The organism is Lelliottia nimipressuralis, from assembly GCF_004402045.1.
Taxonomy (GTDB): domain Bacteria; phylum Pseudomonadota; class Gammaproteobacteria; order Enterobacterales; family Enterobacteriaceae; genus Enterobacter; species Enterobacter chinensis.
The window spans coordinates 469,486-485,616 of sequence record NZ_SOMG01000011.1 but is presented as its reverse complement, the minus strand read 5'-3'; the positions used below and the strand labels follow the sequence as shown (position 1 = coordinate 485,616).

Sequence of the window (16,131 nt, the reverse complement as noted above, 5' to 3'; positions counted from 1 at the left end):
TTTTTTAACTGCAAATCAGGCTTTTGGTTTGTAATTACGTAAAGCGTTGCGACCCAGCAGGACGCCAGAACCGACTATTGCACCAAGCAACACGGCAAGGACCAAAATAACAGCTTTTTTCGGGCTGTCACGACGGACTGGCAGATCCGGTTTCATCACGTAACGATAGACGTGGATAGTGTCCGGGTTTACGTTTAAGTTTTGGATGTCAAACAGATTTCGCTTGGTCTGATAATACGCGCTTGAGAAGATCAGCGGACGGGAAGCTTCATTGTCAATCATCGACTTCAGCCCTTCGCTTCCCAGCAGGAATAACGTTTCCTGCGTGACATCCTGAGTTTGCTGGAGCTGTGGAGAGGTAATTTTCGCGGCTTCAGCATTCTTCAGCGCCTCAGCGATCTGTTTGATACGTAGATCTTTCTGCTCCTGAGCGACCTTCTCCTGATTTACCAGAGAGTCGTTCAGTGTCTTGATCTGCTCCTTGATATTGTCCTTAAGATCAAGGGCTAGTTCTTTGGCGGTCTGCTCATCGACTTGCTGAATGTACTGCGCCAGCTGCTTCTGAGCCGCTTCTGCAGATGTACTAGTATAGGAAACAGTCAACGGGAGCGGCTGTCCAGTCGTGGTCGGCGCTATAGTCAGTTTTTCAGGATCTTCCTGATTCTCTAGCGCCTGAGATAATGCCGAGAATGAAGAATTAAAACGGCCAATCGCGCGCGTTTGAATGTCAAGCATAGAGGGTGCAGCACTACCGTAGAGAATATTCAATGCATTTGAATAGGTCGCTATCTGGGCGGCATCAGGTTGCGCAATGATCGCACTTGAGGTCCATTTTTCTTTCGCTACAGACAGATATCCAATAGCCAGGGCAATAAAAACAATAACAAAGGTTGCTATCATCCACTTCCCACGCCACAGTTGCAGCACTAAATCAAGTAAATCAATTTGCTCTGGGTCATTGCTTCTGTTGACCTGGCTATAGTTGTTTTGCGACATACAATCCCTAACAGATGAAAAAGGGCAAACGTAATTATGTTTGTATAGTTTATCTATTGCTGGCGATTTTTCTATAAGAATCCGATGAGTAATATCGGAAAGATGGGTTATGTAACTTGCGCCCTTCGCGCTATCATAGACACCATGTGATGCGCTATGGCATCAGTAAGAAGATAGGTTTATGAGGGAAGAGATGAAATTTCTGGTAACGGGTGCAGCAGGTTTTATCGGTGCAAATGTCAGTAAACGCCTCCTTGAGGCTGGTCATCAGGTTGTCGGTATTGATAATCTGAATGACTACTACGATGTCAATCTGAAGCTGGCGCGACTGGAACTGCTAAATTCCGAGAGCTTCACCTTCCACAAGCTGGAGTTAGCCGACCGTGAAGGTATGGCAGCGCTTTTCGCGCGCGAGAAGTTCGATCGCGTGATTCATCTGGCTGCACAGGCGGGCGTACGCTACTCTCTGGAAAACCCTCACGTGTACGCGGAAGCCAACCTTATTGGCCACCTCAACGTGCTTGAAGGCTGCCGGCATAACCACGTTCAGCATCTACTTTATGCGTCTTCCAGCTCCATATATGGCCTCAACCGCAAGATGCCATTCTCCACTGAAGATTCCGTGGACCACCCTGTCTCACTGTACGCTGCAACCAAAAAAGCCAATGAGCTGATGTCGCATACCTATTCGCATCTCTACAATCTGCCGACTACCGGCCTGCGCTTCTTTACCGTGTACGGTCCGTGGGGACGCCCGGACATGGCGCTATTCAAATTTACGAAGGCAATGATTGAAGGCAAAAGCATCGATGTCTATAACTACGGTAAGATGAAGCGCGACTTCACTTACATCGATGATATTGCAGAAGCGATTATTCGCCTGCAGGATGTTATTCCCCAGCCTGACTCAAACTGGACCGTTGAGACCGGGTCACCTGCAAGCAGCTCAGCGCCTTACCGTGTTTACAACATCGGTAACAGTTCACCGGTAGAACTGATGGATTATATCACCGCGCTGGAAGATGCTCTGGGTAAAAAAGCCGAGAAAAATATGCTGCCTCTTCAGCCAGGTGATGTTCTGGAAACCAGCGCCGATACCCAGCCACTTTATGACGCGATCGGATTTAAACCGCAAACCTCGGTTAAAGATGGTGTGAAGAACTTCGTCGACTGGTACCGCGATTTCTATAAGGTCTGAAAATAAAAAACCCGGCAAATCAGCCGGGTTTTTTACAGGATAAAGCAGAGAATCAGTCGCTACCGAACAGATCGCGGGTATACACTTTATCCGCTACGTCAGCCAGTTCTTCAGCCATGCGGTTTGAGATGATGACATCCGCTTCCTTCTTAAAAGCATCCAGATCGCGGATCACGCGGGAATTGAAGAACTGATCTTCCTGCATGGCCGGTTCATAAATGACAACCTCAACCCCTTTCGCTTTGATGCGCTTCATGATGCCCTGAATTGAAGAGGCGCGGAAGTTATCGGAACCACTCTTCATAATCAGACGGTATACGCCGACCACTTTCGGTTGACGCGCGAGGATAGAATCAGAGATGAAGTCTTTACGCGTACGGTTAGCATCAACAATCGCCGAAATCAGGTTATTTGGCACAGCCTGATAGTTTGCCAGCAGCTGCTTCGTGTCTTTTGGCAGGCAATAGCCGCCGTAGCCAAATGAAGGGTTGTTGTAATGGTTCCCAATGCGCGGGTCGAGACACACCCCTTCAATAATCTGACGGGTGTTCAGCCCAAGACTCTCTGCGTAGCTGTCGAGCTCATTGAAATAAGCCACTCGCATTGCCAGATAGGTATTCGCAAAGAGTTTGATTGCCTCAGCTTCAGTTGAATCGGTAAACAACACCTGAATATCTTTCTTCAGTGCCCCTTCCTGAAGCAGCGCGGCAAAGCGCTCGGCACGCTCAGAGCGTTCACCAATGACGATACGCGAAGGATGCAGGTTATCGTAAAGCGCTCTCCCCTCACGCAGGAACTCCGGCGAGAAGAAGATATTATCAATACCAAACTTTTCTTTAATGGATTTGGTAAAACCGACAGGAATGGTCGATTTAATGACCATCACCGCATCAGGGTTGATCGCGATAACATCTTTGATCACCGCTTCTACAGTTGAGGTGTTGAAGTAGTTGGTTTTAGGATCGTAGTCAGTAGGCGTCGCAATGATGACGTAATCCGCATCGCGATATGCATCTTCTTTGTCAGTCGTGGCGCGGAAGTTCAGCGGCTTATTGCTGAGATAGTCCTGGATTTCTTTGTCGACAATCGGCGATTTTTTCTGATTAAGCATATCCACTTTGGCCTGCACGATATCCAGTGCAACCACTTCATGATTCTGAGCAATCAAAATGCCGTTAGAGAGACCGACATACCCTGTTCCGGAAATTGTTATTTTCATTCGCTAATGACTTCTGTGAGTTAACTGTACTGATGGCCGCCAGACCATCGCGGTAAACATAACTGTTGGGCTTTGTACCTCCTGGCAAACAGAACTGTCAAGGCAAACCAGGAGTAATCACTTCGAGTGGGATGAGATTCAGACTACTTCGAATATAAGGCGGCAGTTTTTGCATAAAAAAAACCCGGAGACGGACTCCGGGTTGGGATATCAGCGAGTGCGTTAACTTATTCCATCCATTCGGTATGGAATACGCCTTCTTTATCGGTGCGCTTGTAGGTATGCGCGCCGAAGTAGTCACGCTGTGCCTGAATGAGGTTAGCAGGCAGAACAGCCGCACGGTAGCTGTCGTAGTAGGCTACTGCAGCAGAGAAGGTCGGAACCGGAATACCGTTCTGTACTGCGTAGGCAACCACATCACGCAGCGCCTGCTGGTATTCGTCCGCAATCTTCTTGAAGTACGGTGCCAGCAGCAGGTTAGCGATACCGGCGTTTTCAGCGTAGGCATCGGTAATTTTCTGCAGGAACTGTGCACGAATGATGCACCCAGCACGGAAGATCTTCGCGATTTCCCCGTAGTTTAGATCCCAGTTGTTCTCGTCTGACGCCGCGCGCAGCTGAGAGAAGCCCTGCGCGTAAGAAACGATTTTACCCAGGTACAGTGCACGACGCACTTTCTCAACGAATTCGGCTTTATCACCTGCTGGTTTGGCCTGTGGGCCAGACAGAACTTTGGATGCCGCAACGCGCTGCTCTTTCAGGGAAGAGATATAACGCGCAAAGACGGATTCAGTGATCAGAGACAGCGGTTCACCCAGATCCAGCGAGCTCTGGCTGGTCCATTTGCCGGTACCTTTGTTCGCGGCTTCATCCAGAATCACATCAATCAGATATTTACCCTCTTCATCTTTCTTAGTGAAGATATCTTTGGTGATGTCGATCAGGTAGCTGTTCAGCTCGCCTTTGTTCCACTCGGTGAAGGTCTGAGCCAACTCTTCGTTAGAGAGGTTCAGGCCACCTTTCAGCAGGGAATATGCTTCTGCAATCAGCTGCATATCACCGTATTCGATACCGTTGTGCACCATCTTCACATAATGACCCGCTCCGTCCGGACCGATATAGGTCACGCATGGCTCACCATCTTCAGCGATAGCTGCGATTTTGGTCAGAATTGGAGCAACCAGCTCGTAAGCTTCTTTCTGACCACCAGGCATAATAGATGGGCCTTTCAGCGCGCCTTCTTCACCACCGGAAACACCGGTACCGATGAAGTTGAAGCCTTCAGCAGACAGTTCACGATTACGACGAATGGTGTCCTGGAAGAAGGTATTACCGCCATCAATAATGATGTCGCCTTTCTCCAGATATGGCTTGAGGGAATCGATGGCTGCGTCTGTGCCAGCGCCCGCTTTAACCATTAACAGGATACGACGAGGCGTTTCCAGCGATTCAACAAACTCTTGAACCGTGTAGAAAGGAACCAGTTTCTTGCCTGGATTTTCGGCAATCACTTCTTCGGTCTTTTCACGGGAGCGGTTGAAAACGGAGACGGTATAACCACGGCTTTCGATGTTGAGCGCTAGGTTGCGCCCCATCACTGCCATACCGACAACGCCGATCTGTTGCTTGGACATTACATACTCCTGTCAGATAACATTATTATTGAGCGAGCAGAATATGTAAATTCTATCTTAGATAGATTATAATAGGAAGCATTCTGCAGTATTATTTTAATAATTACGAGTTAACTTTAAGGTTTGTAAATGAAAATTCATAATCTAAGTGATGTTAAATCAACACAAATTGGTCATAACACTACCATATGGCAGTTTGCGGTAATTTTCGAAAATGCACAAATTGGTAAAAACTGCAATATATGTGCTCATACATTAATTGAGAATGATGTTATCATTGGTGACAATGTAACTGTTAAATCTGGAGTTTATATTTGGGATGGCACAAGGATCGAAGATAATGTATTTATTGGACCCTGTGTGGCTTTTACAAATGATAAATTCCCAAGATCAAAGAAATTTTGTACAGAGTACCCTAAAATCTGGATTAAAAAGGGGGCATCAATTGGTGCTAACTCAACCATATTACCAGGAATAACAATAGGTGCGAATAGCATGATCGGTGCAGGCACCGTAGTAACGAAAGATGTTCCTGACAATGCAGTGATAGTTGGTAATCCAGGAAAAATCGTGCGTTACCTGTAAAAGTAAATGGTTCAGAAATTTACAATTCTGAACCAATTACTCATAATACTGCTCTCGGCGTATTTATTTTTTAGATCAACTTATAATTGCATTCTACTATTTTAATTTTCTTGAAAAATTTTTTCTGACACCGTCATAAATCCCCTGAGCCACATATTTAGTAAATCTTAACTTATCTTTCTTAAGTATTAACATGATAAAATAGAAAGATATTAGTCTAAATATGTTATATGAACTCCAACTAAATGGAAACTTCCTGTAGAAACTACAATAAACGCCATTACGGAATACATAAAAATATCGGTATGTTGAATGTATTGGTACCTCCAAAACATTCAATATTTTTTTACGGTCATCACCGAGTTTGTGGATTAAATGAGCTTTAGTTACACCAAATAATTTATAGCCCTTTTGTGATAACCGTAAACACCAATCGGTATCAACATATTCAAGGAAAAATCCCTCATGGTTTTCAGACTCAGAAGACCATATATCAACGCAAAAAAAAGTTCCCGATGATATTAATTGTTGAGTTTCAATATATTTTTCATTTTCGTCTGCGCTAACCACTATACGTTTAAACGTTGTGTAACGATAAAAGGGGAATTTTTTCCCTGATCTTTCATCAATAATTAGAGGTCCCAGTGCTCCAACTTTAATACCTTGCTGGGTAAGATCTGAATAGGCATCTTTCAGACTTGAAATGAATTTAGGTTCTAAACGGCTATCTTGATCAAAAAAACAAACAAATTTGCAATCATTTTTAATTGCTAATCGAGCACCTATATTTTGTGCTCTTCCGATACCAGCATTTTCATTTAAGAATTCAAAATGCAATTTATCGGGTATATGTAGGGCGCTGAAATCAGTACTGGAGCCATTATCAACAATAATTATCTCATCAACTTGTGAAGTCATCGAGTCAATTAAGACTTGGAGATCATTAATATTTGGGTTATATGTAACCACCACTCCGCAGACTTTATTATCCATGAGAGAAATATACCTTCAATATAAATATAGCTCGTAAAATCTTACGAATGATGCTCCCAAGCATCGAATATAATATACCAAACTTAGATTCTGACATGAGACTCAACCCATAACTTTTGAGGTATAGGTAATATATCCCTTGCCATTCAGACGCATAACTGTAATTTATTTTGCGTATTTCTAAATTCATGTTATTTCTAAAGGCTGTACTTTTAGAAATATTTGAAGAATGCACTCTATACGCAGCTACTCTCTCTGAATCAAAGAGAACTTTAGCATGTCTAAATAACCTCAAATAAAAATCTCGATCTTCAGCGATCAGTGATTCATTATAAAAGCCAATCTGATTATATACGTCTTTTTTTATTAGCAGACATGGGCCAGGAATGCACCAATTAGTAATAACTTCTCCAGCCAAGAATTTAGAGCTCTCAAGGGCTTTTGAACAGGCATGAAAATAATCTTTAAATCCACTTTTTAAGACAATTTGGGATTTTTCATCAATAATCATGACATCACTTATTATTGCATCATAATCTGACTCATTAAGTAAACGCACTTTATTATTAATCACATCTGACAATGGAAAATCATCAGCGGCACAAATGTAGATAATGTTATGAGTAGATAATTTAACTCCTTTATTTAAAGTTCGACATATACCAAGATTAGATTCATTTTTATAAAAACGAACATTTAGCTTTGTATCGATGTTTCTCTCAATCCAGGTCGATACCCGTTCTAAAGATGTATCTTGTGAATAGTCATCAATAATAATCACTTCAACATCTAGATTATTAATTTTGTTTAATGCATTGAGACACTCTTCAACATATAGTGTTTGATTATACAGTGGAACTATAACAGATAGAGAATTCATAGCTTTCTTATTCATCATCGAATTTTATATAGATCACTCACCTTTTAATCGCCTATTATATATAGATTGATTAAATAGCGACACAATAAGTGGAAAAATAAACACGAATGTTGTTTTTAAATACAAACCCCATGTCAAAGTTGGATCGATGAACAAATAGCAAGAATAGGTACAAAATATGATATAGAACACAACTCTTAAGGAATACGCTCTTGTTCGGTTATTTACTAAAAATGTTCCTCGTCTTATTGCCAAATATATTAGCCCTAAAACAAAGGAAAAAACACCACAAAAATATGGCCCAAACAAATATAACCCAAGAATGTTCTGTCTCGCATTGGGACCAATTCCACTGTCAATATTATAATAAAATTTTGAAATCTCGTATCCAAAAATAACTTTGTCTTTGACCGGATAACCAAGAATCATAGACAATTTGTTTATTGTACCACCAAAAAAATAATCCCAGACATAAATATTCTTTGGTAACGAATCCATAAATGGTTTGCTATAGCCCTGGTAAAAAACATCACCAAATAAAACAAAACGCTCAAAAAAGGCCGAAACCACACTGCCGTTGGCTCCCCAAACACTGAAAATAACAACCATCAACCCCAGAATTATTAAAGGAGATATATATGATAGTATCTTTACGACTTTCTCTAATTCGCGTATTTGATATACTTCCTTAACTAAAAATAAGGATACAATCATAAAGAAGAAATCAGATTTCCCCCCTTTAACCAGCAAACATACAAAACAAAGTAATAATAGCACGTAGTCGACAAAACTTTTCCTACGGTAAACATATCTCTTAATAGCTACCATAGCTGGGAAACAAACCCAGTAGACATCGGTAAACCATGAAATAATTCCAGCTGATTCATTTGTATCCAACCTCGATAATTGATTTAAGATTGGAATACCTACAATAGCAAAATAATATATACTCGTTATGATGAGTAAAATAGTAGTTGTATAGTAAAAACTGGAGTAACCATAATTCCAACGTTTGTAAGCCAGAAAGCGTTCATGGGAATCATCATTAATCTTAACATAATTTTTCCGCATAAAAAATAATGGTATTAAAAACATAACCTCAGTATATAAAAAAGAATAGAAATAAAAATCATCTAGCTCTGAGGTAAATTCTAACAATAAAACAACTGAACAGGAAAAAACCTGTGCAACAAAACCAATCATGAGAGGGTCTGCAACATGCCTAACTTTATTACCAAACCATGCATAATAAACTATGAAAATCAGACCCAACAAAGACAAATATAACGTGAGGTTCGAGTATAATAGATCTAAAAACTGGCCATTATCCATAAGTAGATTTACTCAGCTAGAAATTCTTTTTAAATTTGTCACAACAAAAATAAAATAGAGAGTATAGTTCAATAAATAAGCTATATTAGCGCCCTGAATTCCAAAATGCAGTATAAAATAATAACTCAGCACAACCAACGTTGCAGAAAAAAACACCTCACTTGCAACAAACCATTTTGTTGCATTTCGAGCTATCATAGGAAATGCATAAAGCCAGCTTGCTATTTTAACGACATCCCCCATAAGTTGAATGCCAAATAAATCTCTTGCGTTCCTGAATTGTTCAGTGAATAAAACAGTTATGACCGCATCACGTAACAGATAAATGGTAACGGCCATAATTATTACAATCGGTATTATTATTTTGGCTGTATTCCAAATCTCATGTTTAATCGAATAATAATCACTTATTTTAGACAATCTTGGGAGATAATAAGCACTAAGCGCCATGGTACATACCCCCAAGTACACTTCTGATATTTTCCACACGGATTGCCACATCCCTGCAGCGGCCCATCCTTCATTAGCTACCAGCAAGTTTCTAATAAGCATCAATGCCACTGGCATGGCGATAGCAGTGATGATTGCCATCACAATATATCCCCATGTGTCAGCCAATGCTTTTTTATCAATATTACCAAACCATAGGCTGAATCTACACCATGGCTGCTTAATGCTCATAACAATCAGTGAAATGCCTATCAATGCCGATTGCAAAGCTGCAGCTATCAGAGCACCATCAATATTCCATCTAATGATTAGCGCTATCATAACCGCTCCAGAAACAGAAACAGAGACTATTCCCAAAAAGACATAGAGTTTATAATTCTGCAGTCCATTTATGACAGAATTGACTAAGGTCCCAGTAGCAGTGAAGGGCAAAACGAATACTGCTAAATAAATAACCCATTGATATTCAGTCCCACCAAATAACCATTGTGATAGATAGTGGTTTAAAAACAATCCAATTGGTAGTAAAATGATATATAATGCTAACATCCAAAATAAAGCAGCTCGCCACCATGGGCTACATGCTTCATAGCCATCTTCATGGTGCTCAGCGGTATAACGTATCACGCTATTTGAAACAGGTGCATTAATAACACCATTAAATGCATTTACCAGACTTTGTATTTGGCCTAAAAGGGCCATACCTGATGGCCCAGTGTAGATCGCGACTATTTTAGCAATTATAAAGCCAATTAACATTTTTAATAATGTTAATGACCCTGTCATTGCCGTAACCTTTAACAACTTTTTCATACAGTAAATTCATTTAAAGCATCGATAACTTTTTCTACATCAAGGTTTGACATTGTTGGATCAAGAGGTATAGATAATACAGTATTATGAATTTTTTCAGTCACAGGCAAATTCATGCCGTTTAGTTCCGCATATGCTTTTTGCTTATGAGGTGGTATTGGATAGTGAATTAATGATTGAATATTATTTTTAGTCAGCCATTCCTGTAACTGTTCCCTGTATTCACACTTCACAACAAAAAGATGCCACACATGTGCAGAGTCAAAGGTTACTGTCGGCACTGTGATCAAACTATTAGAAATCCTTTCGATATAAATTTTTGCAATCTCTTGTCTGCGAATAGTTTCTTGAGGAAGATATTTTAGTTTAACAGATAGCATTGCAGCCTGAATCTCGTCAAGGCGACTATTAACTCCAGGATAAATGTTCTCGTATTTTTTCTGAGAACCATAGTTTCTTAAAGCACGGAGTACATCTGCTAATTCATCATCATTGGTAGTAATTGCACCCGCATCGCCCAGAGCACCCAGATTTTTTCCAGGATAGAAACTAAACCCTGACGCTATACCCCAGCTCCCAGATTTTTTACCATTAATATTTGCCCCATGAGATTGCGCACTATCTTCGATGACGAGTAAATCAAATTCTTTTGCAATCTCCATGATTTCAGGCATTGGAGACAATTGTCCATACAAATGCACTGGTAATATCGCTTTTGTCTTCTCTGTGATGGCGGAGAGAACATTCTGAGGTGAGAGATTGAATGTATCCACATTGGGTTCGACAAGTACAGGTTTAAGATTGTTCGCAGTGATCGCCAGAACCGATGCTATATAGGTATTAGCTGGAACGATAACTTCATCACCATCTTTCAGCTTTCCTAATTCTTTTAGGGCTTTAAAGATTAGAATGAGTGCATCTAAACCATTTGCGACACCAATTGTATGTTTAACATTACAATAGCATGAGAAGTCCTTCTCAAATTTTTGTAATTCCTCACCCATAATATACCAGCCAGAATCAATCACCTTAGCGCAGGCATTTTTAAGCTCTTCGTTGTATCTGGCATTTACTTCTTTTAAATTCAGAAAATTAATCATAATAAACCTGTAATATTTATCTTGCTTGCTTTAAAAAATCGTCATAATCACGAATATAATCATTTTCGTCATAATGACAGTCAGCTAATACCATCAGAACACAATCGCTCGAAAAATCATACATCTCACGCCAAATACATGATTCAATGAGTAGCCCCTGCGCTGGGTTATCCAACACAACTTCAATCCGCTCAGCCCCATCATCCAGAAGAAAACGACATGACCCTTTTACAGCGATCGCAACCTGTTTTAATTTTTTGTGCGCATGAAAACCTCTACGAACACCGTCCTTAGTATCAAAGATGTAGTAAACCCTTTTAATACTGAATGGGATATTATTTTCTTCTTCTAAAGCAACTAATGAACCGCGATCATCACCATGCTTTTGAAGTGGGATAAAATTGATTTTCATTTTTTACCTTGAATATTTAATGAAGCAAATGTTGAACCGTCCTGATCTTTCTCAGAAATGATGTATTCCATTTTCGGCCATTCTATATTCAAGTCCTTATCATCCCATTTTATACAACGTTCATGTGTCGGAGAGTAATAATTGGTAGTTTTGTAAAGAAATTCTGCATGCTCACTAAGCGTTAAAAAACCGTGTGCAAATCCAGGCGGGATCCAAAGCTGTCTTTTATTCTCTTCTGATAAAATAACACCTACCCATTGCCCATAAGTAGATGATTCTTTGCGGATATCAACAGCCACATCAAAAACCTGACCTGTAACGCATCTAACAAGTTTCCCTTGGGCAAAAGGGGTTTCTTGATAGTGCAATCCACGCAAAACCCCTTTAACAGATCTCGACTGATTATCTTGTTTGAAACTGACATTAGGATCTATATTATCTTTGAATTTTTTTTCGTTAAAACTCTCAAAGAAATAGCCCCTTTCATCATGAAATACTCGAGGTTCGATAATCAGAACACCACTGAGCGAAGTATTAGAAATTTTCATCAAAGCCTCTATCTAAATCAGTAACTCGCGGAGGGAGTACTATTTTCGTGTAATATTATATATTCGCTTAAGAGCCCATAATGGCAATAGCCGTGGAATGCTTCTCAAAATAAAATAGTAGTGAGAAGTTAACATATTTTGAAAACCAGTAATTCTTTTAATTTGAGCAAGTCTATACTCACTTGAAACATACTTCAGTCCGCGTCGCCTAACCAGCATATCTGCTCCGACTCTGACCAACACCAGAGATTCGTCCAGGTTGCCAGCTTTGAATCCACTCCCTAGTAACCTCAACCATAAATTATAATCTTCCATAAGATAATGGTGCTGGTATCCTCCAACAGACTGAACACTGGATTTTTTGAAAATGACAGTCATATGGTTAAACGGATTTTTATGCCTGGCGAATTTTTTGATTTCTTCGTTAGAAAGCGGAACTTTTCTTTCTGATACGATATTCTTTTTATCACCTATAAACTCACGGATACAACTTCCTGAAATATCAATATCAGGGTTCAACTCCATAAATGCAGATTGTAACTCGAAACGAGTTGGTTGACATATATCATCCGTATCCATCCGCATGACATAATCATAGGTGCAATGTTTCATTCCTTCATTTAACGCCTGCCCTAACCCAACATTCTTTTTTAATGCTACAATCTTGATAGGTAATGACATTGACCATCTATCAACTACTGTGCTTAAAGCTGTGTTGATAGGACCATCATAAACAAGAACGATTTCATCCGCTTTTACCGTTTGATTTGCCAAACTTTCAAGACACTCTTCCAAATAGGAAGGCTTCTCCTTGTCATAGAGCGACATTAACACACTAAAATGCATATAATCCCCACACTTCCTCATTGCTGCTCTAATTATAGTAATTCTGTCTAATTTAAAAATTCATTCACATGCTCATGTAAAAATGTGACAGCACCACTACTTTCTTTATTGTTTGAGAAAATGAGTTATTAGAATTTTTTATCAATCATTTTTAGAAGATATTTCCCATAATTATTTTTTGCTAAGGGCTTCGCCAATTGAGCTATTTGCTCAGCATTAATGAAGCCTTTACGATAGGCAATTTCTTCAGGACAGGCAACCTTCAGTCCTTGACGCTCTTCGATTGTAGCGATGAAGTTACTCGCTTCAATCAAACTCTGGTGAGTCCCTGTATCCAGCCATGCGTAGCCACGTCCCATCATGGCAACCGAAAGTTTACCTTGTTCCATGTAGATACGGTTAATATCTGTGATTTCCAACTCACCACGTGCTGACGGTTTCAAGTTCTTCGCCATCTCAACGACACTGTTATCATAAAAATAGAGCCCCGTTACCGCATAATTACTTTTCGGTTCCAGAGGTTTCTCTTCGAGGCTGATAGCCGTACCACTCTTATCGAATTCGACAACGCCGTAGCGTTCAGGATCATTCACATGGTATGCAAAAACCGTCGCGCCTCCCTCTTTATTTACAGCGCTATCCATCAATTTTGGCAGATCATGTCCATAGAATATATTGTCTCCCAAAACCAGAGCGCAATCATCATTGCCGATAAATTCTTCACCAATAATGAAGGCCTGAGCAAGACCATCAGGGCTTGGCTGAATTTTATAATGTAGGTTAAGCCCCCACTGACTGCCGTCCCCCAGGAGTTGTTCAAAACGCGGAGTATCCTGAGGAGTACTAATAATTAAAATATCCCGAATTCCAGCTAGCATCAGTGTTGATAGTGGATAGTAAATCATCGGCTTATCATAAATAGGTAATAATTGTTTGCTGACAGCCATAGTTACCGGATACAGACGAGTACCAGAGCCACCCGCCAGAATAATACCTTTACGCGTTTTCATTTCATCATCTCTATATTCATGAGATGCCCTTTCCCAGGCATCATGAGCATTATTAAATCGCTGTTGCTGTGAACCACTCCGTCAACATACGCTTAACCCCCACTTCCCATTGCGGCAGTACCAGGTTGAAATTCTGCTGGAACTTTATGGTATTGAGACGGGAGTTTCCCGGACGTCGTGCTGGGGTTGGATAAGCACTGGTTGGCACCCCATGAAGTTGGGTTAATGCCAGCTCCATTCCTGCTTTACGCGCTTCTTCAAATACCAGCGAGGCATAGTCATACCAGGTTGTCGTACCACTGGCAACCAGATGATATGTACCTGCTACCTCGGGTTTAATCAGAGCAACCCTAATTGCATGAGCCGTGCAGTCTGCTAATAATTCAGCCCCTGTAGGTGCTCCAAATTGGTCATTAATAACAGACAGCTCAGAGCGCTCTTTTGCCAGTCGCAGCATAGTACGCGCAAAATTATTCCCTTTACCGGCATAAACCCAGCTAGTTCGAAAGATCAAATGCCGTGAGCAATTTTCACTTAACGCTTTTTCACCAGCAAGTTTGGTTTCACCATAAACATTGAGCGGTGCTGTGGCGTCCGTTTCCAGCCACGGCGTATTCCCATCACCCGGGAATACGTAATCAGTGGAATAATGAACAACCCAAGCCCCCAATTTCTGAGCCTCTTTGGCAATCGCCTCGACACTCGTTGCATTCAGCAACTGAGCGAATTCTGGTTCTGACTCGGCCTTATCGACTGCGGTGTGCGCAGCCGCGTTAACGATCACATCAGGCTTAATACGGCGCACAGTTTCTGCAATGCCTTCAGGGTTACTGAAATCACCGCAGTACTCCTGCGAATGGACGTCAACAGCAATCAAATTACCCAGTGGCGCAAGAGCACGCTGTAGCTCCCATCCCACCTGCCCTGTTTTGCCAAACAACAGGATGTTCATTAAGCACGATCCCCATAGTTTTCTTCAATCCACGATTTGTAGTTACCGCTTTTCACGTTCTCTACCCATTGTGTGTTCGCCAGGTACCATTCTACGGTTTTGCGAATGCCACTTTCGAAGGTCTCCTGAGGCTTCCAGCCCAGCTCCTGACCAATTTTCTCTGCGTCAATCGCGTAGCGGCGGTCGTGACCCGGACGGTCAGCCACATAGGTTATCTGGTCGCGATAAGAGCCTTCCTTCGGCACAATCTCATCCAGCAAGGAGCAGATAGTATTTACCACATCAAGGTTTTGTTTTTCATTGTGGCCGCCGATGTTGTAGGTTTCGCCAATCTTGCCCTGCGTCACCACGGTATATAACGCGCGAGCGTGATCTTCAACGTACAGCCAGTCGCGGATCTGGTCACCTTTACCGTAAACCGGCAGGGGGTTTCCATCCAGCGCATTGAGGATTACCAGAGGGATAAGTTTTTCCGGAAAGTGGTAGGGACCGTAGTTATTGGAACAGTTAGTGACAATTGTAGGGAAACCATAGGTGCGCAGCCAGGCACGGACTAAATGGTCGCTGGACGCTTTAGAAGCAGAGTACGGGCTGCTTGGGGCATAGGCAGTGGTTTCAGTAAATAAAGGCAGCTTGGCTCCCTTTGCGACTTCATCAGGATGCGGAAGATCGCCATACACTTCATCTGTTGAGATGTGGTGGAACCGGAATACCGTTTTTTTCTCAGCACTTAACTCAGACCAGTACTTGCGGCTTGCTTCCAGCAGCACATAGGTGCCAAGAATGTTAGTCTCGATAAATGCTGCCGGGCCGGTAATCGAGCGATCAACGTGGCTCTCGGCGGCCAGATGCATCACAGCATCCGGCTTGTGCTCTGCAAAAATACGTGCCATGGCATCGCTGTCGCAGATATCGGCATGTTCAAAATGATAACGATCGCTCTGCGCAACGTCAGCCAGAGATTCAAGATTCCCTGCGTAAGTCAGTTTATCGACGTTAATAACAGAATCTTGCGTATCATTAATAATGTGTCGTACCACTGCAGACCCAATGAAGCCTGCTCCACCAGTGACCAGAATTTTCACGTTTATTTCGCTCTTAAGGTTTTCAGAAACAATCTATTACATGCCGACGCCCTGGTGACTTTTGTCAAGCGTCCAGGG

16 protein-coding genes are annotated in these 16,131 nt (G+C 41.6%); 2 read left to right on the top strand and 14 right to left on the bottom strand.

The features are described from left to right. Nucleotides 1-15 precede the first annotated feature (15 nt). Nucleotides 16-996: an LPS O-antigen chain length determinant protein WzzB gene (gene wzzB / locus E3U32_RS05470; RefSeq protein WP_134347947.1), complete on the bottom strand. Its 981-nt coding sequence runs from the start codon at nucleotides 994-996 to the stop codon at nucleotides 16-18. 193 nt (nucleotides 997-1,189) lie between these two features. Between wzzB and E3U32_RS05465 the strand changes: the two genes are divergently transcribed. Next, nucleotides 1,190-2,194 carry an NAD-dependent epimerase gene (locus tag E3U32_RS05465; protein ID WP_134347946.1) on the top strand — a complete coding sequence of 335 codons (1,005 nt, stop codon included), beginning with the start codon at nucleotides 1,190-1,192 and terminating at the stop codon, nucleotides 2,192-2,194. 52 nt (nucleotides 2,195-2,246) lie between these two features. Here E3U32_RS05465 and ugd read toward each other — a convergent pair whose 3' ends face one another. Then, on the bottom strand, nucleotides 2,247-3,413 hold the full coding sequence (gene ugd / locus E3U32_RS05460) for a UDP-glucose 6-dehydrogenase (protein ID WP_134347945.1): 1,167 nt from the start codon (nucleotides 3,411-3,413) through the stop codon (nucleotides 2,247-2,249). A gap of 227 nt (nucleotides 3,414-3,640) precedes the next feature. Continuing rightward, nucleotides 3,641-5,047 (bottom strand): NADP-dependent phosphogluconate dehydrogenase, encoded by a 1,407-nt coding sequence (gene gndA / locus E3U32_RS05455; RefSeq protein ID WP_134347944.1) that lies wholly within the window; start codon nucleotides 5,045-5,047, stop codon nucleotides 3,641-3,643. Nucleotides 5,048-5,176: 129 nt separating this feature from the next. Between gndA and E3U32_RS05450 the strand changes: the two genes are divergently transcribed. After that, the gene (locus E3U32_RS05450; protein ID WP_134347943.1) at nucleotides 5,177-5,632 is read left to right on the top strand and encodes an acyltransferase; all 456 of its coding nucleotides are present in this window, start codon (nucleotides 5,177-5,179) and stop codon (nucleotides 5,630-5,632) included. A gap of 96 nt (nucleotides 5,633-5,728) precedes the next feature. On the opposite strand, the gene E3U32_RS05445 is transcribed toward E3U32_RS05450, so the two are convergent. From E3U32_RS05445 to rfbB, 11 genes are all read right to left on the bottom strand, one after another. Next, nucleotides 5,729-6,625, bottom strand: coding sequence for a glycosyltransferase family 2 protein (locus E3U32_RS05445; protein ID WP_134347942.1), 897 nt, complete (start codon nucleotides 6,623-6,625; stop codon nucleotides 5,729-5,731). Continuing rightward, nucleotides 6,618-7,523, bottom strand: coding sequence for a glycosyltransferase family 2 protein (locus tag E3U32_RS05440; RefSeq protein WP_134347941.1), 906 nt, complete (start codon nucleotides 7,521-7,523; stop codon nucleotides 6,618-6,620). The genes E3U32_RS05445 and E3U32_RS05440 overlap by 8 nt, the downstream gene beginning before the upstream one ends. Before the next feature lie 15 nt (nucleotides 7,524-7,538). Next, nucleotides 7,539-8,708: a hypothetical protein gene (locus tag E3U32_RS05435; RefSeq protein WP_134347940.1), complete on the bottom strand. Its 1,170-nt coding sequence runs from the start codon at nucleotides 8,706-8,708 to the stop codon at nucleotides 7,539-7,541. A gap of 141 nt (nucleotides 8,709-8,849) precedes the next feature. Then, nucleotides 8,850-10,100 carry an O-antigen translocase gene (locus E3U32_RS05430; RefSeq protein ID WP_134347939.1) on the bottom strand — a complete coding sequence of 417 codons (1,251 nt, stop codon included), beginning with the start codon at nucleotides 10,098-10,100 and terminating at the stop codon, nucleotides 8,850-8,852. Beyond that, nucleotides 10,097-11,200, bottom strand: a complete 1,104-nt coding sequence (locus E3U32_RS05425; protein ID WP_134347938.1) for a DegT/DnrJ/EryC1/StrS family aminotransferase — start codon at nucleotides 11,198-11,200, stop codon at nucleotides 10,097-10,099. The genes E3U32_RS05430 and E3U32_RS05425 overlap by 4 nt, the downstream gene beginning before the upstream one ends. A 16-nt stretch (nucleotides 11,201-11,216) precedes the next feature. Then, entirely contained in the window at nucleotides 11,217-11,612 is a 396-nt protein-coding gene (locus tag E3U32_RS05420) for a sugar 3,4-ketoisomerase (RefSeq protein ID WP_134347937.1), read from the bottom strand. Continuing rightward, nucleotides 11,609-12,160, bottom strand: a complete 552-nt coding sequence (gene rfbC, locus E3U32_RS05415) for a dTDP-4-dehydrorhamnose 3,5-epimerase (protein ID WP_134347936.1) — start codon at nucleotides 12,158-12,160, stop codon at nucleotides 11,609-11,611. Before rfbC ends, E3U32_RS05420 begins: the two co-directional genes overlap by 4 nt. Before the next feature lie 39 nt (nucleotides 12,161-12,199). Beyond that, complete coding sequence (locus E3U32_RS05410; RefSeq protein WP_134347935.1) at nucleotides 12,200-13,006, bottom strand: glycosyltransferase family 2 protein; 807 nt, start codon at nucleotides 13,004-13,006, stop codon at nucleotides 12,200-12,202. 128 nt (nucleotides 13,007-13,134) lie between these two features. Beyond that, complete coding sequence (rfbA, locus tag E3U32_RS05405) at nucleotides 13,135-14,016, bottom strand: glucose-1-phosphate thymidylyltransferase RfbA (protein ID WP_129325195.1); 882 nt, start codon at nucleotides 14,014-14,016, stop codon at nucleotides 13,135-13,137. Nucleotides 14,017-14,068: 52 nt separating this feature from the next. Then, the gene (rfbD, locus tag E3U32_RS05400; RefSeq protein WP_134347934.1) at nucleotides 14,069-14,968 is read right to left on the bottom strand and encodes a dTDP-4-dehydrorhamnose reductase; all 900 of its coding nucleotides are present in this window, start codon (nucleotides 14,966-14,968) and stop codon (nucleotides 14,069-14,071) included. Further along, the gene (gene rfbB / locus E3U32_RS05395) at nucleotides 14,968-16,053 is read right to left on the bottom strand and encodes a dTDP-glucose 4,6-dehydratase (protein ID WP_134347933.1); all 1,086 of its coding nucleotides are present in this window, start codon (nucleotides 16,051-16,053) and stop codon (nucleotides 14,968-14,970) included. Before rfbB ends, rfbD begins: the two co-directional genes overlap by 1 nt. Between the last annotated feature and the right edge of the window lie 78 nt (nucleotides 16,054-16,131).